Source organism: Paenibacillus agricola (assembly GCF_011440305.1).
In the GTDB taxonomy this organism is placed as follows: Bacteria; Bacillota; Bacilli; order Paenibacillales; family NBRC-103111; genus Paenibacillus_S; species Paenibacillus_S agricola.
Map to the genome: position 1 here is coordinate 230,791 of NZ_JAAOIW010000009.1, position 26,811 is coordinate 257,601.

At 42.3% G+C, this 26,811-nt stretch carries 22 protein-coding genes and 1 pseudogene; 3 read left to right on the forward strand and 20 right to left on the reverse strand.

Annotation, left to right across the window (positions count from 1 at the left end; all coding sequences use genetic code 11):
* Positions 1-376 precede the first annotated feature (376 nt).
* From G9U52_RS23560 to G9U52_RS23635, 16 genes and pseudogenes are all read right to left on the reverse strand, one after another.
* The gene (locus G9U52_RS23560; protein ID WP_166153098.1) at positions 377-973 is read right to left on the reverse strand and encodes a TetR/AcrR family transcriptional regulator; all 597 of its coding nucleotides are present in this window, start codon (positions 971-973) and stop codon (positions 377-379) included.
* A gap of 199 nt (positions 974-1,172) precedes the next feature.
* Positions 1,173-1,934, reverse strand: a complete 762-nt coding sequence (locus G9U52_RS23565) for a 3-oxoacyl-ACP reductase family protein (protein WP_207953159.1) — start codon at positions 1,932-1,934, stop codon at positions 1,173-1,175.
* 631 nt (positions 1,935-2,565) lie between these two features.
* Positions 2,566-3,231 (reverse strand): response regulator transcription factor, encoded by a 666-nt coding sequence (locus G9U52_RS23570; RefSeq protein ID WP_166153099.1) that lies wholly within the window; start codon positions 3,229-3,231, stop codon positions 2,566-2,568.
* Positions 3,216-5,051 carry a sensor histidine kinase gene (locus tag G9U52_RS23575; RefSeq protein ID WP_166153100.1) on the reverse strand — a complete coding sequence of 612 codons (1,836 nt, stop codon included), beginning with the start codon at positions 5,049-5,051 and terminating at the stop codon, positions 3,216-3,218. The genes G9U52_RS23570 and G9U52_RS23575 overlap by 16 nt, the downstream gene beginning before the upstream one ends.
* A gap of 177 nt (positions 5,052-5,228) precedes the next feature.
* A complete protein-coding gene (locus G9U52_RS23580; RefSeq protein WP_166153101.1) occupies positions 5,229-5,588 on the reverse strand; it encodes a response regulator in 360 nt (119 codons plus the stop codon).
* Positions 5,581-7,230, reverse strand: a complete 1,650-nt coding sequence (locus G9U52_RS23585) for a sensor domain-containing protein (RefSeq protein WP_166153102.1) — start codon at positions 7,228-7,230, stop codon at positions 5,581-5,583. The genes G9U52_RS23580 and G9U52_RS23585 overlap by 8 nt, the downstream gene beginning before the upstream one ends.
* A gap of 17 nt (positions 7,231-7,247) precedes the next feature.
* Positions 7,248-8,288 carry a protein-glutamate methylesterase/protein-glutamine glutaminase gene (locus G9U52_RS23590; RefSeq protein WP_166153103.1) on the reverse strand — a complete coding sequence of 347 codons (1,041 nt, stop codon included), beginning with the start codon at positions 8,286-8,288 and terminating at the stop codon, positions 7,248-7,250.
* Positions 8,285-9,133, reverse strand: coding sequence for a CheR family methyltransferase (locus G9U52_RS23595; protein ID WP_243767513.1), 849 nt, complete (start codon positions 9,131-9,133; stop codon positions 8,285-8,287). The genes G9U52_RS23590 and G9U52_RS23595 overlap by 4 nt, the downstream gene beginning before the upstream one ends.
* A 22-nt stretch (positions 9,134-9,155) precedes the next feature.
* Positions 9,156-12,575 (reverse strand): methyl-accepting chemotaxis protein, encoded by a 3,420-nt coding sequence (locus G9U52_RS23600; protein ID WP_243767514.1) that lies wholly within the window; start codon positions 12,573-12,575, stop codon positions 9,156-9,158.
* 24 nt (positions 12,576-12,599) lie between these two features.
* Entirely contained in the window at positions 12,600-13,058 is a 459-nt protein-coding gene (locus G9U52_RS23605; protein ID WP_166153104.1) for a chemotaxis protein CheW, read from the reverse strand.
* Between the two features lie 13 nt (positions 13,059-13,071).
* On the reverse strand, positions 13,072-15,072 hold the full coding sequence (locus tag G9U52_RS23610) for a chemotaxis protein CheA (protein WP_166153105.1): 2,001 nt from the start codon (positions 15,070-15,072) through the stop codon (positions 13,072-13,074).
* On the reverse strand, positions 15,069-15,527 hold the full coding sequence (locus G9U52_RS23615; RefSeq protein WP_243767515.1) for a chemotaxis protein CheW: 459 nt from the start codon (positions 15,525-15,527) through the stop codon (positions 15,069-15,071). Before G9U52_RS23615 ends, G9U52_RS23610 begins: the two co-directional genes overlap by 4 nt.
* A gap of 683 nt (positions 15,528-16,210) precedes the next feature.
* Positions 16,211-17,228 (reverse strand): annotated as a pseudogene (locus G9U52_RS23620) (transposase).
* 21 nt (positions 17,229-17,249) lie between these two features.
* The gene (locus G9U52_RS23625) at positions 17,250-18,989 is read right to left on the reverse strand and encodes an ABC-F family ATP-binding cassette domain-containing protein (protein ID WP_166153106.1); all 1,740 of its coding nucleotides are present in this window, start codon (positions 18,987-18,989) and stop codon (positions 17,250-17,252) included.
* Positions 18,990-19,108: 119 nt separating this feature from the next.
* Positions 19,109-19,297 carry a transposase gene (locus tag G9U52_RS23630; protein ID WP_166153107.1) on the reverse strand — a complete coding sequence of 63 codons (189 nt, stop codon included), beginning with the start codon at positions 19,295-19,297 and terminating at the stop codon, positions 19,109-19,111.
* Positions 19,298-19,540: 243 nt separating this feature from the next.
* On the reverse strand, positions 19,541-19,744 hold the full coding sequence (locus G9U52_RS23635; protein ID WP_166153108.1) for a hypothetical protein: 204 nt from the start codon (positions 19,742-19,744) through the stop codon (positions 19,541-19,543).
* Between the two features lie 343 nt (positions 19,745-20,087).
* Between G9U52_RS23635 and G9U52_RS23640 the strand changes: the two genes are divergently transcribed.
* The 3 genes from G9U52_RS23640 (at position 20,088) to G9U52_RS23650 (ending at position 23,157) form a co-directional block, all read left to right on the forward strand.
* A complete protein-coding gene (locus G9U52_RS23640) occupies positions 20,088-20,975 on the forward strand; it encodes a hypothetical protein (RefSeq protein ID WP_166153109.1) in 888 nt (295 codons plus the stop codon).
* A 147-nt stretch (positions 20,976-21,122) separates the two neighbouring features.
* A complete protein-coding gene (locus G9U52_RS23645; protein WP_166153110.1) occupies positions 21,123-21,788 on the forward strand; it encodes a response regulator transcription factor in 666 nt (221 codons plus the stop codon).
* Complete coding sequence (locus G9U52_RS23650) at positions 21,781-23,157, forward strand: sensor histidine kinase (RefSeq protein WP_166153111.1); 1,377 nt, start codon at positions 21,781-21,783, stop codon at positions 23,155-23,157. Before G9U52_RS23645 ends, G9U52_RS23650 begins: the two co-directional genes overlap by 8 nt.
* A 470-nt stretch (positions 23,158-23,627) precedes the next feature.
* Here the strand turns inward: G9U52_RS23650 and G9U52_RS23655 are convergent, their stop codons facing one another.
* The 4 genes from G9U52_RS23655 to G9U52_RS23670 all read right to left on the reverse strand — a co-directional run bounded on the left by G9U52_RS23655 (position 23,628) and on the right by G9U52_RS23670 (position 26,789).
* Positions 23,628-24,179, reverse strand: a complete 552-nt coding sequence (locus tag G9U52_RS23655) for a 2'-5' RNA ligase family protein (protein ID WP_166153112.1) — start codon at positions 24,177-24,179, stop codon at positions 23,628-23,630.
* A gap of 22 nt (positions 24,180-24,201) precedes the next feature.
* Positions 24,202-24,348, reverse strand: coding sequence for a hypothetical protein (locus tag G9U52_RS23660; protein ID WP_166153113.1), 147 nt, complete (start codon positions 24,346-24,348; stop codon positions 24,202-24,204).
* Positions 24,349-24,373: 25 nt separating this feature from the next.
* Positions 24,374-24,826: a GNAT family N-acetyltransferase gene (locus G9U52_RS23665; protein ID WP_166153114.1), complete on the reverse strand. Its 453-nt coding sequence runs from the start codon at positions 24,824-24,826 to the stop codon at positions 24,374-24,376.
* Between the two features lie 340 nt (positions 24,827-25,166).
* On the reverse strand, positions 25,167-26,789 hold the full coding sequence (locus G9U52_RS23670; RefSeq protein WP_207953160.1) for a sensor histidine kinase: 1,623 nt from the start codon (positions 26,787-26,789) through the stop codon (positions 25,167-25,169).
* Between the last annotated feature and the right edge of the window lie 22 nt (positions 26,790-26,811).

Below are 26,811 nucleotides of genomic sequence, written 5' to 3' on the forward strand. Positions count from 1 at the left end.
AACTCCCCAGGTTCTTTTTTGATCTGTTTAGGAAGATCATCTCTTGAAAAGAATCTGCATTCTAAAATTTCAGGTGAGCTTGCTTGAAGCACTCGATTATTATCGTTATCTATATTGACGCCAATTAGTGGAGAAAGCATCAGGTTCATTAACGCTCCCAGTTAGCTTAGCGAGTGAAGATAACAAAAAAAACTGCAATTTATGCCACTTTATAAGTAATTTGGACAAAGGGGTGGGAACCCTTCTCCCTCCGGCAGGCGGTACCAGCGCCGGTACCCTCCAGTAAAAAACTTAAAACCCCCTTCGCAGACGGACGCGTGGCGAGGGGGGTTTTGTAGATGGTTTTTCAATATTTGCCGGTTGCATCGACGTACGATTATTTATATGCTGACAATGCGAACAGAGCGATAGTGATCACGTCTTCGAGATCTTCACGGCTGGCCCCGTTCGCGGCTTGGATCGACATACCGGCCACGAGGGTTGCGATATACCGGGCCAGGGCGACAGGATCGACGTGCTCGGGCAAATCTCTATCCTTCTTGGCTTGCTCCAACCGGGTACTTAGCGCTTTTTCGATTTGAACGCGTAGATTGGTCAACAATTGTTTGACCGGATCGGATTCCTCGCTGCACGCAATGGCTCCTTTGACCGTTAAACAGCCCGGAGAATGAGCGGGATTGACCACCGCATCCGCCGTTGCACGAAGAAGTTTTTCGATGACAGCTCGAGCTGTCGGTTCGTTCAGCGAAGCCACCGAAGCTTGAATCGGCCCTTCGTTAATATATAAATCAAGCACCTTATGAAACAGTTTCTCTTTGCTACCGAAAGTCGCATAAAAGCTTGAACGGTTGATCTTCATGGCTTCGGTCAAGTCGGACAACGTAGTCCCTTCATACCCCTTTTGCCGAAAAATCTCCAGGGCACTCTCAAGTGCTCGTTTAATGTCAAAGGCCCGAGGACGTCCGGCTGCCATAACCATCCCCCCTTTTCGTAAAACAGATAATTGATATTATACTACACGGCTTGGAATTTGTAATGGTTTCGGAAAATATGAAAAAGATCCAGACTGCCCGGAAAGATCGGCGGCAACCCGACCTCCTGGCAGTATGGATCATTTTGCTTGCATAACCGGTTCCTCGTTCATACGGGCTTCGTTGGGAAACCGCTCGTGATTAAACGCTCCCACCTCCGTCGACATTCAGGCTTGCCCCGGTAATATAGCTGGCTTCAGGTGAAGCGATGTAAGCCACCATGCTTGCAACTTCGGACGCCTTGCCGTATCTTCCCAGCGGAATCGCATCTTGTACGGCCGAAGCATAGGGGCCGTTCTCCGGATTCATATCCGTATCGATCATTCCCGGTTGAATGTTATTGACTGTAACGCCTTGAGGCGCCAGATCGCGCGCCAGCGCCCGTGTCAATCCGGCTACCGCAGCTTTTGTCGAGACATACAGGCTGTTTCCAAGGAATGGATTACTTTCGGCGGCAATACTACCAATATTGATGACGCGACCGCCTTGTTTCATTTGCGGACCGGCCGCTTGAACGGCAACGAATACCGCCTTCAAATTAATAGCAATCATTTGATCGAATTCTTCAAGGGCAAACTGGTCGTATGGCTTCAACATTGAAATGCCAGCATTATTTACAAGAATATCAATACCGCCAAATGCTTGGATCGTCTCTTCGACGGCGCCTTTCAATGCCTCGACATCGGCGCTGTCCGCACGAATCGCCAAAGCTTGACCACCTGCGCTTTTAATTTCTTGTACCAGTTCCTCTGCCTTGCTTTGCGCATTGACATAAGTAAAAGCAACCGATGCACCGTCTGCTGCAAGCCTCTTCACGATTGCTGCGCCAATGCTGCGAGCTCCTCCGGTGACTAATGCTTTTTTGCCGGCTAAGGGTTTATTCATTGTGCTTGTCGTATTCAAATGTAAAACTCCTCTCATTTTAAATTTGTACCTTTAGGTCCAAAATTAGGCGTGATACGGTTACTTGAGTGCTGCTCAGTTATTCTCGTTGAACAGGGTGAACAGTTTAATAAAAATGCTTTCGCTTTTTAATTATGAACTGTTAGGTTCATAATTGCAAGTTTTTTTATGCTCGTTAGCGGTCAATATTCATTCGTTGGATAAAATTAATCCTGAATATGGCTCAATAGGTAAGTAGTAGTATTATCCCATTCCAGATCGAAGGAGAAAAATAGGGGCATCTTTGGCAATAGGCAAGGACGTTCTTCCTCGAGGCAAGCCTATAGTCGTCAAAAACCGAACAAAGGCGACGTGTTACACTATTCAGATAGTGGCAGCCGTTATGCCTCGGTTGATTACCATGAGCGTTTGAAAATGTACAGGAGCCAGTCCTCGGCTTTACAAGGAGGGGGAGGGCCTGATTGGCTGTCGACTCCGTGCGGAAGCATTCGGAGCACCGCACGTTTATCAGACTGGGGGAGGCTCAGTGTCAAACCGCGGTACTGCCGAGCGTTTACTAGTTTTATTTTACAATAACAACTTTATTGGATATTTCATGCATATCAATAATGAAAATAGTGTCAGTTCAAAATTACAGGAAATCCCCATCTGTAATGATACCCAGCCTTTTGGATTTCGTTACAGCTTCAAGCCGGGAATGCACCTGAAGCTTTTGAAACACCTGAGTAAGTGCGTATTCAAGAGATCTTTGGCTCATTAGCATCATTTCGGCAATCATTTTATTCGTTTTTCCTTTGGCAATTTCCTTAATAATCTCAATTTCTCTAGGAATCATTTGCATCGCTTCGTCTCCCCCTTTATCTTCACCAGCCTTCAATTTGTCTCTATATTTGTTTTTATTCAACTCTCGGAGTAAGGTGAGAGGTATGACCGCTTCTTTACGAATCGCGCAACGAATAGAACTTACTAGATGCTCCTGGGTAGCGGTCTTAGAAATAAACCCTGCCACTCCAAGCTCAATTAATTGATGGAAATAAGGAGTAATGTCAAGTCCGGTAAATATAAGAATAACTGCTTTAGGTTGAGCTGCCAACACCATCTTCGTCAGCTCGATTCCGTTTATCCCTGGCATATTTAGATCAAATAACATGACATCAAAAGCATTGCTCGTGACGATTTGAACCACTTCATCCTCTGGGAAGCAAAAGGAGACTTGGAAATCAGATTCTTTCTCCAGCATCATTTTCGTGCCTTCCATTACCGATGGATGATCGTCGACCATTAAGATGTGTAGCATAAATTCTCCTTTTTTTCATATATTTCCAATAACGTTGGCAATTTGACCCCTATTTTCAATCCGTTATTTGGTGCGGAGGAAAAGCTAATCGTTCCGTTCAGGCTCCTAATTCTTTCACGAATGCCATACACACCCATACTGTGATAGGTATTTTGAAGATTATCCAAATTTAAACCGATACCATTATCCTCATAATCCAAGGAAATACAGAAATCTCCTGTGTTTAAACGCAGTGTCACCTCGGTCGCATTGGAATGCTTCGAAGCGTTGGACAATAGCTCCTGGACAATTCGATAAATAGCTACAGTCAGGTCATCGCTATGCTCGGTGGGGTAATTAGCAGTGAGACGGATAACATAATCATTGCGCAGTTGTTCAGCTTGAACAAGGCTCTCCAAGGAAGCGACCAACCCAAACTCTTGCAGGAGCGGCGGACGAAGTTCGTTGCACGTTAATCGAATTTGATAGATGACATCAAGCAAACCTTCTTTAATTTCTTCTAGCTTGGCTGCAATTGGCGGATCAAATTCAAAATCGTTAATAATGGCCTCCAACTGGCGGTAATGCACGATCTGCTCTTGAAGTGCACTATCATGCAAATCCTGAGAAAGCCGTTTTCTCTCATTCTCCGAAAGTGTAAATTGCATTCTGAGCATCCATGGCGGAGCCTCGGGCTGCCCAACGATTTGTTCAATGTCCATACTAAGATTATCAATAACGAGAAAATTATCGTATAGAACATGAACATAACGAGCCAGTGTTTGCAGCCACACCTGTTTGGGTTGAACCATCAGTATCTCTGCCGATTCGTCGATACATAAGTAGATATTATTTCCTTGTCTTTCTCCGATTTTCTCAAACCACCCCCCATGAATATGGAATAAAGCATTAGCTGTAATAATCATTTGGTTGTGCGCATTCAGCGCTTTCTCTAGCCTTTTGGATAAACTCGATAAACCACAACGAACGAGTATGCCTTCAGGCGTACATTCTACGATTGCTACAGCGTCTACCTTTAAGATTTTTTTCACTTCTTTAATAAGCCTTCGTTCCAGCTCCCCTACATTTACAACGCTAAGCACATCTCGCGAGAATCGATCCAGACTGCGCTGCAGCCGATAATAACGTTCTTCGCTATAACGTAGCTTTTGCTGCTTCTCTTCTCGAAGCTCTTCATTTTTTTTCCTTAACGTTATATCGCGCAAGCAAGTAAGGATGGAAGGCTTGCCGTTAACGTAAATCAAGCTGCTTCTAGACTCTGTATAAACTAGCTTACCGTCCATTCTAATAATAACAAACTCCGTTAGGTCTGTCTCTTCACCATCCAGGATGCGTTCCATCCTGTTCTTGAGCATAGGCAGATATTCCTGGCTTAAATACTCCCATATGGACTGCCCTATGAACTGACACGGCTGTTCCCCGCCTAATAGCTTTAGCGCAGCCTTGTTCATATATAAGAAAATGCCATCCTGATGAACAAGAACCGGCTCTGGCGATAGCTCGACAAGACGGCGATATGTCTCTTCGCTCTTCATCAAAGATTCTTCCAATTGTTTTCTGTGGATCATATCGTTAAAAGCTAATTGAAACGATTTGTCGAAACGGTTGTAATTCTCTATACGACAGCTCGCTCCTAATGCTCTTAGGCCAGCTGGATTCAAATACTCGATTAAATAATCAGAGTTGATGTCCATAGATCGCCTACTTTGCTCGATCACTTGTCGATATTTATTTTCACTCTTGGAAAGCCGCTTCCGCAGTTGGTTCACTTCTTCTTGTAGGTGTTGATTTTCAATCGCTAAAGATTCACTATCCTTCAACTGTCTATCCCCCTGAGAGCATTTCATCTGGTTGTCTTTAAAGATTTTGTTATTACTATAAATTACCATACAAGTAAAAGTTGTAGATTAGCTTTACAATTAGCATTTGTTAGTATTCCTAACATTTTGAAATGATAAATATTTATATGAAAAAAGCTCCAAAAGGAGCCTCGCAACTTATTTAAGCGCGTTTTCGAGAGCTTTAATCACTCTATCGCCCTCGAAGGGTTTAACGACAAAATCCTTGGCACCAGCTACTATTGCCATGGTAACCATCTGCTGCTGACCTACGGCCGAGCACATAATAATCTTTGCCTTCGAATGGTTTTCCCTTATTTTCTTAACTGCATCAATCCCGTTCATTACCGGCATAGTGATATCCATCGTAACAATATCGGGCTGCAATCGATTGTATTCCTCTATTGCTTCCATCCCATTCGACGCTTCCCCCACAATTTCATGACCTGCCTTAATCAAAATTCCCTTTAACATCAGCCGCATGAAAGCCGCATCATCTACTATCAGTACTCTAGCCATATATGCCTCCCTTGTATGATAGTAAGGACAGCTTTTCCCAATCGTTTGCAGGCACTGCTTTACTTATTAAAAAGCCCTGGATTTCATCACAGCGTTCTTTACGCAAAAATTCCAGTTGTTCTTTTGTTTCTACCCCCTCCGCAATTACCTTTAAGCCCAAATGCTGAGCCATAGCAATAATGGCTGACACGATCGCGGTATCCGAAGAATGATCTTTCACATTGGTCAGAAATGACCGGTCGATCTTTAGCTTATCGACGGGTAAAATTCTTAAATACTGTAACGAGCTATAGCCGGTTCCAAAGTCGTCTATCGAAATGTGAACGCCAATAGATTTGAGCTCATTTAATATTTTAATGGCTTTTTCAGTGTCTATCATCATACTTTCTGTAATTTCCAGCTCTAAGCAGTCAGGATCAAGTCCAGTCTTCCTTAAGACACCAGAAACCATGTCGGCGAAGCCAGCTTGAAATAACTGACTTGCACTTAAATTCACTGCCACGCGTATTTTCGAATCACTTTGTCGTTGCCAACGAGCGTTTTGATGGCAAGCGGTTAGGAGTACCCACTCCCCAATATCCCCAATTATACCCGTTTGCTCTGCTAGAGGAATAAATTCATTTGGCATTACTAGCCCAAAGTCTGGATGCTGCCAGCGAAGCAATGCCTCCGCGCCGATAACACGACCGGATTCGATATTCACTTGTGGTTGATAGTGGAGAACAAATTCTTCATTCTCTAACGCTTCCCTCAATCGATACTTCATTTCAATATGGCTGATAGCTGATTGAAGCAACTCAGGATTAAAAAAACAATAAGGCTCCTCCGTTCTCCTTGCACTATCCCTTGCAATATCGGCGTTCTTCAACAACTCCTCAGGATTCATTCCGTCTTTTGGATATACGCTGATTCCGATACTGCAATTAACCTCGACAGGTTGCCCCTGTATGCGGATAGTTTGATAGGCAAGTGTCTGGAAGATATGACTGGAGACCGCTTCTTCGCAGCCTGTATCCGTTAACAGTACAACAAATTCATGTCCGCCAATTCGAAATAAGGAGCCATTCTCCGGCAAACACAATACAAGTTTTTTGCTCACCTCAACAAGCAACAAATCAACTTGTCCCTGTCCAAATTTGTCATTAACTTCTTTAATTTGATTGATGCCTATGTAAAGAATAGCAAATCTCTTTCCGTACATCGTAGCCGTTGCTACCGCCTCATTCGCTACATCATGAAAATAAATCCCGTTGGGTAATCCTGTTAAAATATCGTTGTAGGTCATATAGTGAATGATGTGTTCCGCTTCTTTCTGTCTTGTAATGTCTTGAAGAAGCACCATTCTATACACCAAGTCTCCGTCTAATGGAATCGGGATATTAAACATATTGGCTTGAATGAAACGCCCGGCTTTATGGATAACGATTGCACTATCCCGTCCATCCAACATCGTGCTTGAGCGCAACAGAAATTCAATGGTTTGTCCGACTATCTCTATTCTTTGGTAACCTGTCATATATAGCATAGCATCGTTGACTTCGACAATCTTTCCCGTAGGACCCAGGAGTGCGATCCCATCAAAGCTATGCTTGAACAAATGAAGAAAAGCTAACGCGGATACATCTAATGGCCACTCCCTCATACCCTACACCCTTCCACTCACATAAACGACAATATGTGTTGGTATATGCGAGGAAGCGCTACTTGCCTGTCAGCCAACCCTGCTTCAAAAATAACCTTCGGCATGCCATAGACAATGCATGATTCTTCTGCCTCTACAAGTATGCGCCCCTGATGTTTACGAACCATCCGACAGCCTTCCAACCCATCGTTCCCCATCCCGGTCAGAACCACTGCCAGTAGCTTATCTTCAAAGATAGGTGCTGCGGATTCTAATGTGACGTTTACCGACGGTTTATATAGCATAACTGGCTCCTCCGTCACCTTAAGGGTCTTACTACCGTCCGGCCATTTACGAATCAATGTCTGGTACCCGGAAGGGGCAATATAAATCGTCCCTGGCTGTAATAGATCTCCATCCTGCGCCTCCCTTACACGCATCTGACAAATATTATTAAATCTTTCGGCGAGCGGACCCGTAAATCCCGGGGGCATGTGCTGAATCACGATGATGCTAGCATTAAAATCAGGGGAAAACCGTGGCAAGATTGTCTGTAATGCTGACGGCCCCCCGGTTGAGCAGCCAATAACCAATAAATCGTAAGAGGGATTTAAACTATGGCCTTCTCTCAAGATGGGTGAATCCACCACGGTTTCTTGGATAGATCGGTTTGCAATTTTGGCTGTAGCTGCAATCTTCATTCTTTCCAAAAAGTCGTTTAATACCAAGCTGTCTAATGACTCGTGAATGAGGGATTCCTTCAGAAAAAAATCAATTGCCCCCAGCTGTAGAGCTTGAATGGTTGCTTGTGTCCCCTCGCCGGTTTGGCTGCTTAACATAACTACAGGAACGGGGTGCTCTTTCATGATCAACTCAAGTGCTTCAATACCGCCCATGCCCGGCATTTCTACGTCCATTGTGATGACATCTGGCTTAAACCTTTGGAGCTTCTCAATGGCTTCAATGCCATTTCTGGCAATGCCCACAATATAGAAAGCTGGATCCTTTTCGAACAATAAACTGACGGCACGTCTCATGAAAGCTGAGTCATCAACGATCAAAACACCGTATTGTTTCATTGAGAACCCCCACTCTTTCGATAATAGTGTGTTGTTGCCGTATTTATGGTCTGAAATTCCTCAATCATTCCAGTTATAGTCTCCGCGTGCCCAAGAAATAAATACCCGCCAGGCTTCAACCATTGTGATAAATGCTGAATGACTTGGCGAACTGTCGGCTGGTCAAAGTAGATCAATACATTTCGGCAAAAAATAACATCCATTAAAGGCCGATCCTGAGAGGAAGCCTTGCGATCCTCATCAGTTAGATTGATGTGGCTGAATTGCACACGTTCACGGATGCTGTCGCGTAATCGATAGCCCAACTCATCCTTAATGAAGAACTTGTTCTTCATCTCCTGCGGCGTTCGCCGGAAGCACATAGAGGTTTTACTATACCAACCTTGTTCCGCCAGTTGAAGCACCTTTCTGTTAATATCTGTTGCGTAAATTTCAACCTTGGAAAGGGGAATTACATGGGAATTAGCGATGGACATCGCAATCGTATAAGGCTCCTCTCCTGTTGAGCAAGCCGCACTCCAAATTCGAATCGAATCGTTAGCTGCCAGCTTCGGAAGTACATTGTTCATCATCTCTTGCATTTGCATCTCTTCCCGAAAAAAATAGGTTTCGTTAATTGTAATCGATTCTACTAGCGTATCCCATTCTCCCGGAGTCGCCTCCAAATACAGCAGATAGTCTCTAAGGGATACCTGCAAGGCTCCCAGCCTTTGCTGCACCTTCGAGTTAAGCGAAAACAAATTGTCGTCGTACTTGATTCCGCAGTACTTATGAATCATTGCTGACAGCTCCAATAATACGGGATTCTGTTCATCATCATGCAAATTTGATTGTTGTTCACCCATGACTTCTCTCTCCTTTAGAACTTTATTGAAGTGCAATGAAAGCATTCTTAATCATAATGGCTTGTTCGGTAAGGACCTTTGTGGTTACTACCGTACGTTGGACATCTCGAATGTTCTGCTGCACAATACGATCCGTTTCGGAGAGAGAGAAGTCCAGATTTTTCATTTCACTTGCTTGCTGGTTGATCGAATCATTTACCTCCAAGGCTTGCTGCGTGACACCCTGCATCGTCTTCACAATGATTTTTCCGTGCTGTGACTGTTCCCGCGTTGCAGTCGTTACTTGATGCATCTGTTCCCGCGCATTGATGACACCTCTCACAACTTCCTCGAATGCTGTCACTTGTTCCTTCGCTGCCTGGGTAACCATCAATGATTGCTTAGCTACGACTTCTACGGAACGCACGATTTCTTTGCCTTGCTTCGCCTGCTCAATTGTAGCCGTGGTCACCTGACGAACCTGATCACGCGCACTGACAATTCCTTTGGCTATTTCTTCAATCCCGATAACTTGTTCCTTTACAGCCTGTGTGACCATTGCTGCTTGCTTTGATACGTTATCCGCTGCTCGAACGATGTCTTTTCCTTGCTTGGACTGTTCACCAGTTGCCACTGTTATTTGTCTTACCTGTTCTCTCGCATTGACGATGCCTTGAATAATTTCCTCAACTCCGGCAGCTTGCTCTTTAACGGCGAGGGTAACCATCGCTGCTTGCTTCGCTACGTTCTCAACGGAACGAACAATATCCTGTCCCTGCTTCGCCTGCTCACTGGCGGCTATTGTCACTTGGCGTACTTGCTCTCTTGCATTTACAATACCCTTGATAACTTCTTCTACTTGCAGGGTTTGTTCCTTCATCGCCACCGAGACAAGTGCCGCTTGATCTCTTACACTGACCACAGTACGAATGATTTCCTTTCCCTGCTTGGCCTGCTCGCCTGTCGCATATGTTACTTGGCGAACCTGCTCCCTTGCATTTGCAATCCCGATAATAATTTCTTCAACACCCGCGGATTGCTCTTTAACCGCTAGTGTAACCATCGTAGCTTGCCTTGTTACATTTTCGACAGAAATCGCGATTTCCTTCCCCTGCTTGGCTTGCTCGCCTGTCGCCACTGTAACTTGACGCACCTGTTCGCGTGCATTGGCCACACCTTTAATAATTTCCTCAACGCCAATTGCTTGTTCACGGACAGCAATGGTTACACGTTCGGACTGTGCTGTCACAGCTTGAACTGACCTAACAATGTCTTTGGATTGCTTCACTTGCTCAATAGTGGCCTTGGTTACTTGACGCATCTGCTCCCTGGCGTTGCCTACACCTTTTAGAATATCATCAACACCAAGCGCTTGTTCTTTGGTAGCTAGTGTCACCATTTCAGTCTGACTTGTCAATATTTCCACAGACTTTACCAACTGTTCGCTGCCTTTTGTCTGCTCTACGGTTGCTGTCATCACTTGACGAATTTCTATGGTAATTCCTTGGACGCCAGTCACGATTTTATCAATAGCCCTGCCTGTTTCATCCGCCAATCGATTTCCTTGCTCAACCTTTTCATTACCTACTTGAATGGCCTTAATCGCAGCATCTGTTTCGCCCTGGATACCTTTGATCAAGAGTGCGATTTCCTTTGTTGCTTTTGCACTCCTCTCGGCAAGCTTACGAACCTCATCGGCAACTACAGCAAAGCCTTTGCCATGCTCACCTGCCCTTGCAGCCTCAATGGCTGCATTCAAAGCCAGAAGATTCGTTTGTTCTGCGATATCATTAATCACTTCAATGATGCTGCCTATCTCTTCAGAGCTCTTTCCCAGATTATTCATAACACCCGCTGCTTGCATGACTACTTCTCCGATTTCTTTCATTCCGTTCATAGACTGGTTGATCGCCTTCTGGCCGTCTAAAGCATCCGTTTGCACCTTTTCAGACAAACCATTTACCGTTTGTGCATTTTTGGAAACCTGCTCAATCGATACAGCCATTTGCTGAATGGCTGCTGACGTATTCGAAGTAGTCTTCTGTAGCTCATCCGCATTAACGGAGACACTGCGAACCGACTTGCCCATCTGCTCAATAGCAGCGGACACTTGTTCAACAGAGCTCGCTGTACTTTCTGCGTTGCCAGCTACTTGTTGAATAGATACAACCATTTCTTCAATAGCGGCGGTGGTTTCCATGGCTGATGCGGTAAGATTCTCGGCATTACCAGCTACGCCTTTGATCGATTTGCCCATTTGTTCAATTGAGGCGGACATTTGCTCGACTGAGCCTGCGGTACTTTGCGAATTTCCCGCCACCTGTTGGATCGAAGCGGCAAGCTCAATTACCGCTTTGCTGGTTTCTTCAGCAGAACCCGATAAGTTGGTAGCATTGTCCGCTACGCCTTTGATCGATTTACCCATTTGCTCAATGGAAGCGGACACCTGCTCAACTGAACTCGCAGTGCTCTCCGAATTGCCTGCTACCTGTTGAACGGAGGCTACCATCTCTTGAATGGCAGATGCCATTTCTTCAGAGGTTGCTGTTAAACTTGCGGCGTTGCCAGCTACGCCTTTCACTGAGCTGCCTAATTGTTCGATGGAAACAGAGATTTGTTCGACCGAGCTGGCAGAGCTGGATGCGTTCCCTGCCACCTGCTGGATCGAAGCAACGGTTTCTTGAATAGCCGCTGCGGTTTCTTCGGACGACGCCTTCAAGCTTTCTGCATTATCGGACACTCCTTGAATCGATTTACCCATTTCTTCGAGTGCTGCGGAAATTTGTTCAATCGAGCTTACCGTGCTTTCTGCATTTCCTGCGACCTGTTGAATGGAGGCAACGGTCTCTTGAATCGCTGCTGCAGTCTCATCGGCCGAAGCTGTTAAACTTTCAGCGTTATCCTTAACGCTTACCACTGACTTAGAAACTTGATCGATAGAGGCGGAGATTTGCTCGACGAAGCTGGCCGTACTCTCCGCATTGCCTGCTACCTGTTGGACGGAGGCTACCATCTCTTGGATCGAGGCAGACATTTCTTCCGCTGAGCCAGTCAAGCTTTCAGCATTGATGGCCACACCCTTTACCGATTTACTGATTTCCTCAACCGAGGCAGATATTTGCTCAACCGATTCTGTTGTTTTTTCCGCATTGCCCGAAACCTGCTGCACCGAAGCGACAAGCTCATTAATCGTATCCGTTGCTTCTTTCGCCGAAGCGGATAAATTTTGGGCATTACGATTTACTCCATTAATGGAAGCTGTAAGCTCACGTGCCACCGAGCTGCCCTTACCAAGTGATGCCGCCTGTTGCGATGTCCCTTCAGCAATTTGCTGTGTAATGCTACCAAGATCCTTTAAGTGGCTCTCCAGTGTCGAGGAATCCCTTAACGATTGAGCGATCCATAGTTTATACTCACTTGAACGCCTCATTAACTTCATGCCTAAAGTTTGCTTCATAACCATTAATTGTTCCTCCTATAAGTCGCGTTATAACGCGCTGTGAATGAAATCCATTTCAGAATTAATTAACAATTGATCCATCTGCAGCAGTACCACGATACGGTCTTCCAGCTTATAGATGGAATCGATGTAGGATGTATATGTAGTCATTAAAGTATCAGGTGCTGCCTCCAGATTGCCCTCTAGAATTCGCAGTACCTCAGTAACCTCATCTACCAATAAACCGATGATTTTCCCTTGTGATTGTGTAACAACAATACGCTGACGTTTCGTCGGTTCCGCCTTAGGCTTGTCGAATAGTAGCCTTAAATCGATTACGGGTATGATTTGGCCTCGCAAATTGATGACACCGATGATTGACCTAGGTGCCCTCGCGATTCCAGTTAGCTTCGACACAAAAATAATTTCATAGACTTGCGTAATAGGTATTCCGAAATGCTCCCCATCTACTCGCAGGGTAACCAATTGCTCAATACCTTTCGCCATACGATCCCTCCTTTCATACAACCTTCGCGATTAAAACTTCCTCCCTTTCGTGTAAGGCACTTTCCTGTACAGATGCCAGCTTCAATATGCCAGTAATATCAAGAATCAATGCCACACTTCCATCCCCAAGAATCGTCGCTCCCGACACGCCTTCGACTTTACCAATGTAGGAGCCTATCGATTTCACCACAATCTCTTGATTGCCAATTAATTCGTCCACAATCAACCCAAGTCTTTTCTCACCAGCTCCTACCACAACCAGAAACACATTCTCGGATTTCCGTTTGTTTCTAGGAATGGCGAAATGATCGTGGAGCCATAAGATCGGGAGCGCCTTCTCCCTGAATTTCACTACAGCCTGGCTCTTAACGGAGTGAATTTCATTATGGGGAATGCGAACAATTTCTATAACACTGCTCATCGGTAGAGCGTAGGTAAGCTCATTCAATTTAATCAATAATCCACGCAAAATGGCTAAGGTCAAAGGGAGCTTAATGGTGAATTTCGTTCCCTCACCCGGTCGTGTATCCACATCAATTAAGCCATTAAGCTTCTCGATATGGCTTCGGACAATATCCATGCCCACACCACGGCCAGAAACGTCACTAATTTCAGAAGCAGTGGAAAAGCCAGGCTCGAAGATAAGCTGAACACTCTCTTTGTCACTTAACCCTTCAGCCATTTGTGTGCTGATCACACCTTTTTCAACAGCGGAATCCCTCATTTTATCAGCGCGAATCCCACCTCCGTCGTCCTCCACCGTGATGACCACCTGGTTTTCTTGATGGGAGGCTGACATCCTCACAGTACCCTTCACCGGCTTTCCCGCTTGGTGCCGCACTTCCTTTGATTCGATGCCATGATCTACGGAATTACGAATTAAGTGGATCAAAGGATCACCAATCTCTTCAATGACTGTCCGATCAAGCTCCGTCTCTTTCCCGGAAATAAGAAGCTCAATATCCTTGCCTAATGTTTGTGACAAATCACGAACCATCCTTGGAAAACGATTGAACAACTGCTCAATTGGTAACATGCGTGTCTTCATTACTGATTCTTGAAGCTCGCTTATCACTCTTGTAATATGATTCGATACTTGCTCCAAATCGTCAAGCGCCTCTTCGGAATTATACTTATCCCGGAGAACTCCGCTCACCTGACTAATTCGTGTTTGATCGATCACGAGCTCCCCGACTAAGTTCATCAAGGTCTCTAGCCTCTCGACATCCACTCTGATCGTTTGCCCACTTTTGCGATAGCCTTCCTCTTCTTTCTTGGAGGATATTGCTTGCAGCTCGCTTGTTTCTGACAACATAGACATCAGTTCTAAACTCACTGGAGCAAGTACATTCTGGGGTTTTGAATTAGCAGGGTAGCAGGTGACCTGCTCAATATCCAGCAACCCGCGGATTTTGCTCTCAAGCAATTCGGCATTTAAATCCGACTCGATAACGTAGGTGATGCACTCGATATTGTTCTCATCCACTATGTCATGAATGTTGGGTTCGGTAGAAAGCACCTTTCCGTATTCCAGCAATTCATTATAAACAATATAGGCACGTGCGGTTTTCATCTCACAGACAGGCGAGATGACTACTTGACATATGAAGGACTGGCTTACTTTGGGAGCCAAGGAACCGTCTGCGAGCTGCCGTAGCTTGAGTACGATATCACTCGTATCCGTGTTCGCAGTTCCGATGGTTTCAATTTCTCGTTTCAGTACACCTAGGCAGTCCAAGCATTCAAACAATATATCGACAGCTTGAGGGGTGATAAGCAGCTTCCGATTGCGAATCTTATCCAACACATTCTCCATCTCATGGGTTAGGCTCTTCATTCCCTGAAAGCCCATAGCCGCAGAAGAGCCTTTTAGCGTGTGGGCGGTTCGAAAAATATTTTGAATAACACGATCCGACTCACCCTCTTGCTCTAGATGCAAGATGTCCTGCTCCAATTGCTGAAGCTGTTCATCTACCTCGGCCAGAAAAGCCTGCATCAATTCTGATCGGTTCATCGCTCATTCACCTCCATTCCATCTAAAATGTGTTCAACATCTAAAATACTAATTAAACCCTCTTCCGAATGGCCGATCCCGGAGAAATAATAACCATCGAAGCCCGAAACGATGTCCTCGGAAGACTGAATATCCGTAAACCGCGTAACCTGGCTGACACCATCAACAATGACGCCAATCATTTCCTCCTTGTATTGAACGACAACTATTCGTTCACCTTTTCTTTTTTTGCTGCTTTCCAACCCAAAGCGTTTGCGTAAGCTGATGATAGGTACGATTTTGCCTCGCAGATTTGTGACTCCTTCTAGAAACGATTTGTTATTAGGAACGGCCGTAATTTTCTGAAGCTTGATAATTTCATAAATTTCAGAAATCTTTAATGCATATTTCTCATGACCCAATTCAACAACGATATATTGATGCGCCTGTAACGCCTCCACCAAATCACCTTCCAATCATCCCAAAAATGAATTGCCATTCTAATCTAGCCGATGAACCTTTATTACTACTTTTTGTTAAATTTAGTTTAACGAATATAGTTCATAAGTAGTATTTCTTTAGTTATAGTAAACGATAAATCAATTTTGGTAACCGCAAATATATTTTTCGGGGACGCGCAAACGCCTTTGCGTGCTTCCGCCAATGTATACTTCTGTTTTTCAACTTTATAACAAAAAATTACGCTAGCGCATAGAGATGATACAACGAAGCTATTCAAATGAAGGGAATAATGGTATACCTACCATAGTTTTATCAGCCCATTTAAAGGAGGAGCAATTATATGGATCGTTTGAGCTTGACTGTTTTTATTTTGAGGATGACAGGACAGTTCCGAACAATCCGGATCTCCCTGTACTGTTGTACCAAGGGGCTTTAAAGGATAGAGGTGATCACATCGAAGCCTTTGGTTAGGTCAAATAAAGTGCTTTAATCATATGCAAGGCCGATACTTTAACTGAATAGGGTATCAAAGATAATCGACATCAATGGGGATTAAAAAAGATGACCCCTGTGCAATACGAGGCCACTGATAAACTTAGGACTTTTGGTGGTTTTCGAAAAAAAGACGACTTTCAAATCGATTTTTAATTGGAAATCGTCTTTTTTGATTAAGTTTTAGAGCCTCGTAGGGTATATTTTAATCCATTAATTTCAATATTCGTTTGAGGTTAACGGCGAATATGGCCATTGCCCCTTGCATCTGCATGCCAATAAGACCCGAGGAGGACGCTACATCGTACCCGTGTCTATGCTTTAATTCACTATTTTTCACTTCAGTTTTATAGCGCTCTTTTGATTTTTCTTTGAAATATTCACTTTCTTGAAACTGCATCTGCCCTTGGTGTTCGCCTGATTTAATCGCCACCGAATAGGTCTTGCTTTTAGCCCCTTCTTAGTAGCAGCCGGCTTTGAACGGACAGCTCTTGCACGTTTCAATATCAAAATAATAGGTATGCTTTTGATTCTTATTGGTTCCTTTTTTTCCCGTACGTGCTCTTTGAATGGCCATGTGTCCAGCTTTGCATAACATACAAAAAATGAGGAGTCAGCTGTTTTATGCCCAACCCGTGCATCAGGGTCGTTCGACAGTTGAAGCTGTTCATGATGGTCTTCTACGACTTCTTTTAAAAAATTCAGCTCCTCTTTTACTTTCGGGTATTCACGAATCGCCTCTTCTTTTTCAATGATATCGATTAATTTTGGGCTATAGTCAAGTTCGTCCTCGATTGAATCCGTAGTCGTCTTTGGCGGGAATTTTGCCTTCATCGTTTCATCGCAATTTCAACCGTTTTATTGATCAGCAGATCGAGCAGGTTTACATCTTTTAATCGAAGTTTACGAAATTTCGTAAGCGAGCTCGGATTCATCACGTTATCTTCAGGAGCCATGTTCAGGAAGTATTTAAAGGACATATCGTATCTGGAGCGTTCCACGATATCGATATCTGACAAATCAAAGATCGATTTTAGCAACAAGTATTTGAATAGGCAGATCGGGTCGATCGTATTCCATCCATTGTCGTGGCACAAGAAAACAGGCAACTTTCGCACAATAGATTGCGCAAAGGTTGCCTGTTTGATTTTATGGAGTTTTTCAGTGGCCTCGATCCGGAGTAGCCGTAATTCCCAGTACAATAAATTGACTCTTGTAATCATTTCAATCAGAGGGGTTATGATTTAAAGCAACTTAATCAGTTCTTCTAGCTCATCAAGCAATACTTTTGCAAGTTCAAAATTAGTATCTTTTAAAGCCAATTCTATTTTCGTTTCAACTGATTTTTTCTTTTGTTCAGTTTCCAAATAGTCTCTATCAAAATGACTAGCATAAATCATCTTTCTAAATTTTTGAATAGTCATTTTTCTAATCGTCTTATCGTCAATGATTAAAACATAATCCATACCATTTACCACAGAATAGAAATCATGAGAAATCATGAGAATCGCACCTTTATAGTCTTCAATGGCTTTCTCCAGTGCTATTTGTGTATAGGTGTCCAAATGACTTGTCGGTTCATCAAGAAGCAATACGTTTGCTTTACTGGCAGAAACTTTAGCCAATTGAAGCACATTTTTTTCTCCACCAGATAAAAATTCTATCTTTTGATTAACGATTTCTCCTTCAAAGCCATAGTTTGAAATATATGATCTAATCTCTTCATAAGTTTTAAATCCAGCATCGATGAATTCTTCTAGTATTGTATTAGAATCCTTTAGCATTTCGCCTTGAAGCTGAGATAAATAAGCCACTTTGACATCAGCATTTATTTCAATTGAATCATGATTATTTTTAAAGATTTCTCGGAGTAAAGTCGTTTTCCCGGTACCGTTTGGACCGATAAGGGCTACTTTATCAGTAGATTTTATCTCAAAGTTAACATTTTCTAAAAGCAACTCATCAAAGGCAACACTATAATTATTGACATTTAAAACATTGATTTCTTCAATTTCATTATCAATATCTAAACTGATATTCGGTTGCTTAATATCTACAAATGGCGCTTTAATTCTGCGCGCTTCCAATCTTTCTTGAAATTTAACTCTAGCTTTTAACGCTTTCCCTCTAGATGCTTCTGAATTATACGTTGCGATATTTCTAAGATTAATGATTATGTTCTCGTTTCTCTCAATTTCTTCATCATCAGCGATTGTGAGTTCTTGTAACTCAATTTTAGTTTGAAGTAATGAGAAGTTATAATCAATATATCGCCCATCAAACTCTTGGATGTCCATATTTTCAAGGTGCATGATTTTGTTGAAACAATGATTCAATAGATATCGGTTGTGCGTAACAACTAGCAATATTCCTTTGTGAGAATTAATAAGATTTTTAAGCGCATTTAGGTTTTCAAAGTCTAAAAATACATCTGGTTCGTCCATAATCATTAAGTCTGGACTACTAAGCATTTCCTTCATCACTTGAATAAGTTTGAATTCCCCACCACTCAGGTCGGATACCCTAAGATCTTTTCGCTTCATGAGGTTTGCTAGATTTAGTTTCTTATTAATGTTGCTTTCAAAATCATCCCCACCAATTGAATCAAATGCGTCTAAAGCTAATTGATACTTTTCTAGTAACGAGTCAATATCCGATGATGTTTCCATTTCAGTGCAAATAGATTGTATTTCATTTTGAATCTTAATAAATTCTTCTCCGATATATTCGAAAACAGTTGTTTCTTTAGTTTTGTCTGGTTGTGAGAACTGACTTACATACCCGATTTTGCAAGTTGGGTCCATCTCTAACATGCCATCAAACAAATATCTTTCTGGATCCATCAGTATATCGATCAGTGTACTTTTCCCACTGCCACTTGTTCCTATAAAAGCGCAATGTTGTGCCTCTTCAAGCGTAAATGAAATGTTTTTATATAGTTCTTTTTGCGGAAATGAGAAGGATAAGTTTTCAACTTTTATCATAGTATTACCTTTCTTTATAACTAAAATAGTGACTATTATTAGATGTATTGAAGAACATAGATTTCGAGTTTACCGTTGTTAGAATAACACTTTTTACAACCAACTTCAATCAATTCACATTAAAGTTGTTCGTTAAATCGAAAAATACAACTTAGAACTATATGATAAGAGTTTGGGGTTGATCGTACAGATGATGTGCCAAACAAAGTGGGAATATTCAGATGCTGCTTAATCCAGCGGAAAAACACCTCGATTTGCCAACGAGCTTTGTACATCTGTGCAATTTGCTCGGCGGTGACTTGCATCAAGTCCGTAACGACTTGGATTTCTCGACCTTCAAAGTCCTGAAAAGACCACTACGTGGTGGCGTTCTTTAGATCGACACCGTTACGGTCTTAGAGTCAATGAGAAGCAACTCTTTAGGAAACGCCAATTTTCTGCTTGTTTTCCGATCGATTGCATTTGCTCACAAGCAAGTGAAATAACGCTTTGAATACCGAAAATGGAACGTCGGCAGCTCTACCTGAAAAGCTGGAATCATGCACATGTGGTTAGCCAATGGAAGCCGCGTGGTCGACGCCAGATCGATAACTACCCCACTCCCCGAATGCTGCCATACACCAATATTGAAGCAGATGGTACACCGTAAACTTGCGAGCTTTGTCTTCGTAATCGGCAATTTGAACAACGGTTTTGACTTCCTCCGGCGTTATAACGGATTGAAGGATGGAAAGAATCGTGGTAGACTTTTTCATGGAGTCGCCACCTTTCGGGAGTTTGTAGGGGTACAAACATTTTACCGAGTTGGCGGCTCTTTTTCTACCATTTAGTGGTTACTCAACAGGCCATCATGATGGCTTAAGCCCTATCTACAAACGGGTTTGGGCCATTTTTATCATTTACGCAACATCGCAGAGGCGGTTAGGGAAGGGCTGCCCTGATATGGGACATGCACAAAACTGGAACTACAGCGTCATCGCACCAGATCCATTTTTTTCCATGTACCTATAAGAACGATTGTCACTTTTTTTCTTTATACTCCTTTATAGTTATAGATGTCAGGCCGACAAAAACAACACCATGAGGAGAGATAAGATAATGAATATGAGTCCAAAAATGAAAAAGGTACTACCAATAACGTTAGGTTTGTCTCTTGTTTTTGCTAGTTCCGCCTTTGCTGCCACCCCTGCTTCTCAATCTACCAAGCAAAATCAAACTCAAGTAAACCAAAACCAAAATATAAATCAAATGAATGGGAACCTGGATCAATTAGCAGCAAATACTTCACTACAGAACGTTCTTGGTTTTAGTAAAGAGGAGATAAATGAAAAACTTGGAGCCGGTAAATCGCTATCAGATTTGGCTAAAGACAAAAACGTCAATCCAGACAAAGTGAGGGACACCCTCTTAGAAACGAATGACAAACAGTTGGATGTAGACTTTAAAGCAGGAAAAATGACACAAGACCAATATAATCAAAGAAAAGCTGGAAATAAGGATCAAGCCCAAAAATACATGGATGAAAGAAAGACTCCTGCGATGGGCGGAAATTATAAATTAGCCGCAGTAGCCAAACTGCTAGATATGGATATTAGTAAAATTATTCAGAAAGTAAAAAGCGGAAAAGATATTGATGACATTTCTGAATCTATAGGAATCGATGATGAGAAGGTAACTGCTGCCGTCCTAAAGGTAGAAAAACAAAAAATTGCCGATTTGGTTAAGCAATCATGGAGCGGTAAAAACAGCATGACTGCGGCAGATAAAGTTTACTTTGAAAAGAGTGGATACTTAGAGAATGTTGCCGATAAGCTTGATATGTCGGAGAGCAATTTCAAAGAGCAATTGAATAAAGGTAAGACAATTGAAGTGATCAGCAAAAATCAAGACGTCGATTTAAAAGGTGATGTGATCGCAAGCCTTGAAAAACTTGCAAAAAAAGCAATTGAGAAAGAGATTAACAAGAATGGACAATATTTTCAATAAGGTTCGCATAACGTTCTAAAATAATATTTTAACCATGACCTGCAGGACTGATGCCATTTAATGCATCTGACCTTCAGGTTATTTTTTTGAATAAATGAACCTTTAACCAAGCAAAATAATGACAGTAAACCAAATAGGTGGTGAAGAATGAAAATACTTTTAGCGGAAGATGACCCGCGACTGGGCAAACTAATTAGTCAAATGTTAAAGAAAAAAGAAGGTTATTTGACGGATTGGGTGACGACAGGCGAAGATGTCTACGAGTATGCAATTTCGTCAACTTATGACGTCATTATCCTCGACTGGATGATGCCGGGCGGCGACGGCATCCAAACATGCAAAAAGCTGCGAAACAAAGGGTATGAAGGAGCCATTCTAATGCTGACAGCAAAGGATACGCTTGAAAATAAAGTGGAAGGATTGGAATCAGGGGCAGATGATTATCTGATTAAACCTTTTGAGTTTGAAGAGCTTATCGCAAGATTGAGGACGTTGCAGCGACGCAATTTCGCTCCGCTTCAGGATGAGGTCATAACCGTACAAGGAATGTCCTTGAATCGTTCCAACCAGACCGTGTGTTGTAATGAGAAGGACGCGATCCAGTTATCGCCGCGTGAATTTCAACTTATGGATTTTCTTCTGCAAAACCCGGGCCGTGTGCTGACTAGAGATCTCTTATTAGATCGAATCTGGGGTTTGAGTGCAGATGTAAATGAAAAAATCGTCGACGCTACGGTAAAGCATATTCGCAAGAAGCTTGGTAAGGAATTCATTCAAAGCGTAAGAGGAGTGGGATATAAAATCGATGGCTAAGTGGCTGAAAGGCAGCATGTTTCAGCGTACCCAACGAAAATTAACGTTACAATATAGTGCGCTTCTTATTTTGTTTCTCATCCTGTTCGTTGTTATCGTCTACGGTTTGCTTTACTACGCGATATTTAAAGATGAAAAAGTGCGACTGGGCATACTTATTCGCAGCGAAACCGAATTTATTCAGACTATTCTTGAGGAAAACAAATCTGAACAAATCTCTTCTAAGTTATTCCTGCTTAGTACCGAACAATTTTTCTATTATTGGTTGGATAATCAAGGTAAGTTCGTCATGGGAGATGAGGTACAACCGGAAATAAGGTGGCAGGTTTTGTCTTGGATAGAGAAGAATGGTTCGACAGCAAATGATCAGGTGGTCACAGTACCGCTGGAAATTTCCATCCAACCTCCGAAAGAAGGGGGGATTTCAGACAGCGTACCTCAAGAAGCCGATTTTCTGGTCACAAGTAGACCGATCTATGTGGATGGCGTGCTTGTAGGATCGCTTTACATTGGAAAGGATTTCTCACACACTACAATATTCTTCGATTGGTTGATTCGTGTCCTCAGTGGTATTGTGCTCTCCTTTTTCCTCTTAGCACTCTTTATTAGTTATTTGATGTCTCATCGTGCTTTGATTCCCGTCTCTGAGGTCTATTTTCGACAACGGGAATTTTTGGCTGACGCCTCTCATGAGCTTCGTACTCCCTTAAGTGTGATGTTATCTTCGATCGAATTGCTGAGAATGGAAGTTCAAATCGAGGAAAACGGGTTTGTAAGCAATCTGTTGGACGACATGAAGGATGAAGTGAAACGGATGACCCGGTTAGTCGCAGAGCTACTTAGTCTTGCTCGATCTGATTCTGATGAGGTCACTTTGAATCTTATATGGTTTGATTTCCGTCCTGTTGCAGAGAAAGCTGTACGTTCGCTTATGCCGATCGCTTCGGACAATAAGGTCTTGCTGCAAATGGAAATGCAGAAGAAACTGCTCGTCTACGGAGACATCCAATGGTTAACACAGCTGCTCGTGATTCTGATTGATAATGCCATTAAATATACGTCTGCCGGAGGAAGTGTGGAGGTGAAGGTAAGAAAGGATCAGCGAAAACAGAATCAGTTTTTAACGATTGTCGTAAAGGACACAGGCATCGGGATCCATGCCAAGGATCAAGAGCGGATTTTCGATCGTTTCTATCGGCAGGATAGATCAAGATCGAAAATTGTACTGGGACATGGATTGGGGCTTTCTATTGCGAAGTGGATTGTCCGATTAAGCGACGGGACGATCAATGTTGATAGCACGTTGGGAAAAGGCAGCACGTTTACGGTTCAAATCCCTGTTCCGGATGAACCAAGCGACCGGTACTAAATGATAAGGATCACCTTACGAAGCCTTATTGTTCTTTGTCAAGCAGATCATCGCCTATTTAAATATTGCCACATATCCATCAGGAACATACACACCTCCTCCACTATTACGAACATCGACGATTTTTTATAGGGTACCCTGTTGATGTACCTGTTTGAGCAACTGCCCTGGCTCCCTGAGCCGATAATCGCGGAAGTGCTGTTAGACGGCTTATTCCCTCTGGTCGCCTTTTGCAGCCCGTCGATCTTCCATATTTTAGTTGTAATTTCAGCTTACCTGACCCTCATCGTCTTTATAAGATGTTGGCTAATTTAAGCCTGCGACGTGTGAGTATAGAAATCCTTGCCAAGATAGGTTATCCTCGCAAGAATAACTACAGAATTTTGTGTAATACTATAATGCTGTTACTCAAAGAATGGAGGCTGTTGGACACATTAATAGGACGCGGTTGCTGCCTTCTCTGACTTTGCTTACATACATCTTTCTGAATATATTGTTGGGCTGCTTACACACTGATCTCCTTCGAAGGTTATTTCCACAATGCCTATTTCTGTTATAGTACTTTTGAATGGTTTAAAATCCTTAGTGCAATAATTTATTGTTTCTACTAATTTCTCATGAGTCAGCTTCGTTGCTAGTGTACAATGTGGTTCCCAATTATTTGGCGTATAATAAGGATTGGCATAGTGACTATACGCTTCAAATTTCTTATGGAATTCTGAGTGTAGATTCAATAGCTCTTTGGTTATTGTAGGTGCCAGAAAACAAGTTCCTGAAGTTGGAAAAGTTCCAATCATATCAAGCTTTATATCCAATTTCTTATGGTTATTGCAGTGTACTTTAAATTTGTTCTTGAATGTCGCTAGATCATCCAACTCTTTATATACTGCTAATGTTATATGTGGTCTTAATTCTTCAATGTTGAACATAAATGAGGAGATATTTTTATTATGCAATTCTGTCCATACTCTTCTAACATACCCCTCTACATCAGAATCTAAGAACAATTCTATAGCATACATTATCGATCAACTCCGATTGGTTTTAATTCTTCCATGAAACTACCACCTTATGAGTGGCCGCGACGCGGTTAGGCTGTGCAGGGATGTCTGCTGAATACGCTTCCTCGAAATCCCTTTGGCAGACCAAGCCGTCAGGCCGCCGTGTAGATACGGTGTTATATGATGCCACCTCTAACCTGAGTACTCCCACAAAATCAGTCAAATTTCTTTATAAATCCTGTTTTCAATCCTTTAATAAATCCGCTCTTCTCATAAAATTTGTGTATTTCTTCTCTCTTAGATCCTGTCATCAGCATGACCTTATAACATTCATGTTCGATAGCAATTTCAATTGCTTTATCTAAGGCCATTCGAGCATACCCATTCTTCCTATTTTCTTTATGTGTTACTACATTCTCTATGAGTCCGTAAGGTCTTGCATTCCTAGTCAAGTTTTTAATAATCGTCAATACACAAGTTGATATTATCGTCCCATCTTTCTCCACAACAATGATCTTCATGTACTTGTCATTCAATATTTCATTCCAAAGTTCCTCAAGTTTATTATCAAAAATTAAATCAGGGTCTTGTTCGTGCATGTGTTTATATAATCTTAAAAGTTCACTTAATTCATTCTGACGAATTAATCGTGCAGCTATGTTAGTCATAATGGCTCCTTCTTATTAATGACCTCAACCCCAAATGGTAATAAAATACATAATCGTTCTGCACTCCAACGTCAGATAACGATCATAATTGCTTCCTCCACTATATTTCGACATCTTCCAAAAAATCCCTTCCAATGATTATCAAAATCAATCTATGTAATTAAAAAAGGCAGATTCCCGTAGGGGAACTGCCCGATTCTTTCCGTTGAGATATCCGAAAAAAACTTACCATAATTATACTTATTGTACCAATATAGTCAATCCGATTCAACGAAGCTGAGATGTGATCCACGTCTGCCTCAGTAGAGCCGGATGTCGAAAAGCATCAATATCAGTAAATTTATGATGTCTTTAATATTGGAATCAAAACAATGAATTCTGTTGAACCTTCTTCGCTCATAACTTGAATGGAGCCTTTATACCGGATAACCAACTGCTTGACAATATGGAGCCCTAATCCGCTGTTTCCCCCTCCGGATTTGGTCGAAAATCCGGATTCAAACATTTTGATGCGCAGTGCTTCCGGAATTTCAGGGCCTGTATTGCGTACAATGAACTGTACCTGATTGTTATAAATGCTGCCCATTACTTCAACAATCCGGTTTTCATGTTCTATTTCCATAACTGCATCAAAGGCATTGTCAATTAAGTTGCTGAGTATTTTGACGATGTCCGTAGCTCTAATTGGACTCAGCCTAAGTTCGTCCATATGTTTGAATTCATACTCACACAAAATATCAAGCGACTCCGCTTGCGTGATCTTGGCTTGCATGAGCGCAATCAGTGCCGGATCATTAATATTGATCAACTCATTGATTACCCGAATCTCACCTACGAGATCATTGGTGTATTTTTGCAGATCATCATAATGCTTCAGTGCCAAAAAGGCGTGAATGGTTTGAATATGATTGATAAAATCATGACGTTGCTCTCTGACGGATTGAAATAACGTCTCAATATTTCCAACATAAGCCTCTTGAACATCCTGAAGAGCAAGTTCCTTGTTTCTTTTGAAAATCCATAAAGTCGCAGCCATTATAGCTAACGCAACAAGTGTACACGAACCCATAAACCAAATGGTTTTCCATAATTGTTGGTTAATAATTTTGTCGATTTCGGTATTATCAGAAGTAATTTGAATCAAAGGAATGGTAGCATAGCCGCTATATTTCATGTTATCAATATGTAACGGTGTGAACGATTTCGTTATGGATTTCCCTTGAGATTCTGTTTGGTAGAAAACGGTCTTATCCAAGGCTAAAGCTGTTTCGGCATATTTCTTTTCTTCAGGATCACGGAACCTATAAGTCCCAAATAAAACCTCCCTTTCCGAGAACCAGTTACTCGGAGCCTGATTGATCACAGGATGTTTTCGTTCCAGAAATTTGTCCGTGTTCAAAACGGATACTTCCAACGCCGTTTCCTGGTTATCCTTTATCAGTTTTTTAATAACGTCCTCAATACCTGTAATTTGTTGATAATTACGAAAGCTCGTGTCATGTACAAAAGGATTAATGAGATAGTTCGTCGTTCCATCGTAATAATATCCCCACTTGTTCAATTGTTCAGGGTTCGTTGTTGCTGTATCAATGGGGCCGCTCCAGAAATGTGTCAAGGTTTGTCCCATGCCGACATTAACCTCTTCCATGTTAAACAATTGTTTAAATGCTACAAAGATCGTATCCCATCCTTTAGCGCTTACATTAATTTCTTTAGGGTCGGAAGATTTGGCTCCAATAATATCGTCACCGGACTGTACAAACAAAGTTATCTCATCAACACCAATAATCTTTTTTAACTCTACCAGTTCTTTATTGTCTATTTGATTGATATCGGGGTTTAATCTCATTTTTGCAGCGATAGCGGCAGTTTGAAGATTGTGACCGATCATATCTTCAACAAATTTCTCTCCTTCGGCAGTTTGCTCAATATTCGTTTTAATGCTGTTAAAAAGCAAAGTCATCTTTTCCCTTTGATTTTCATTT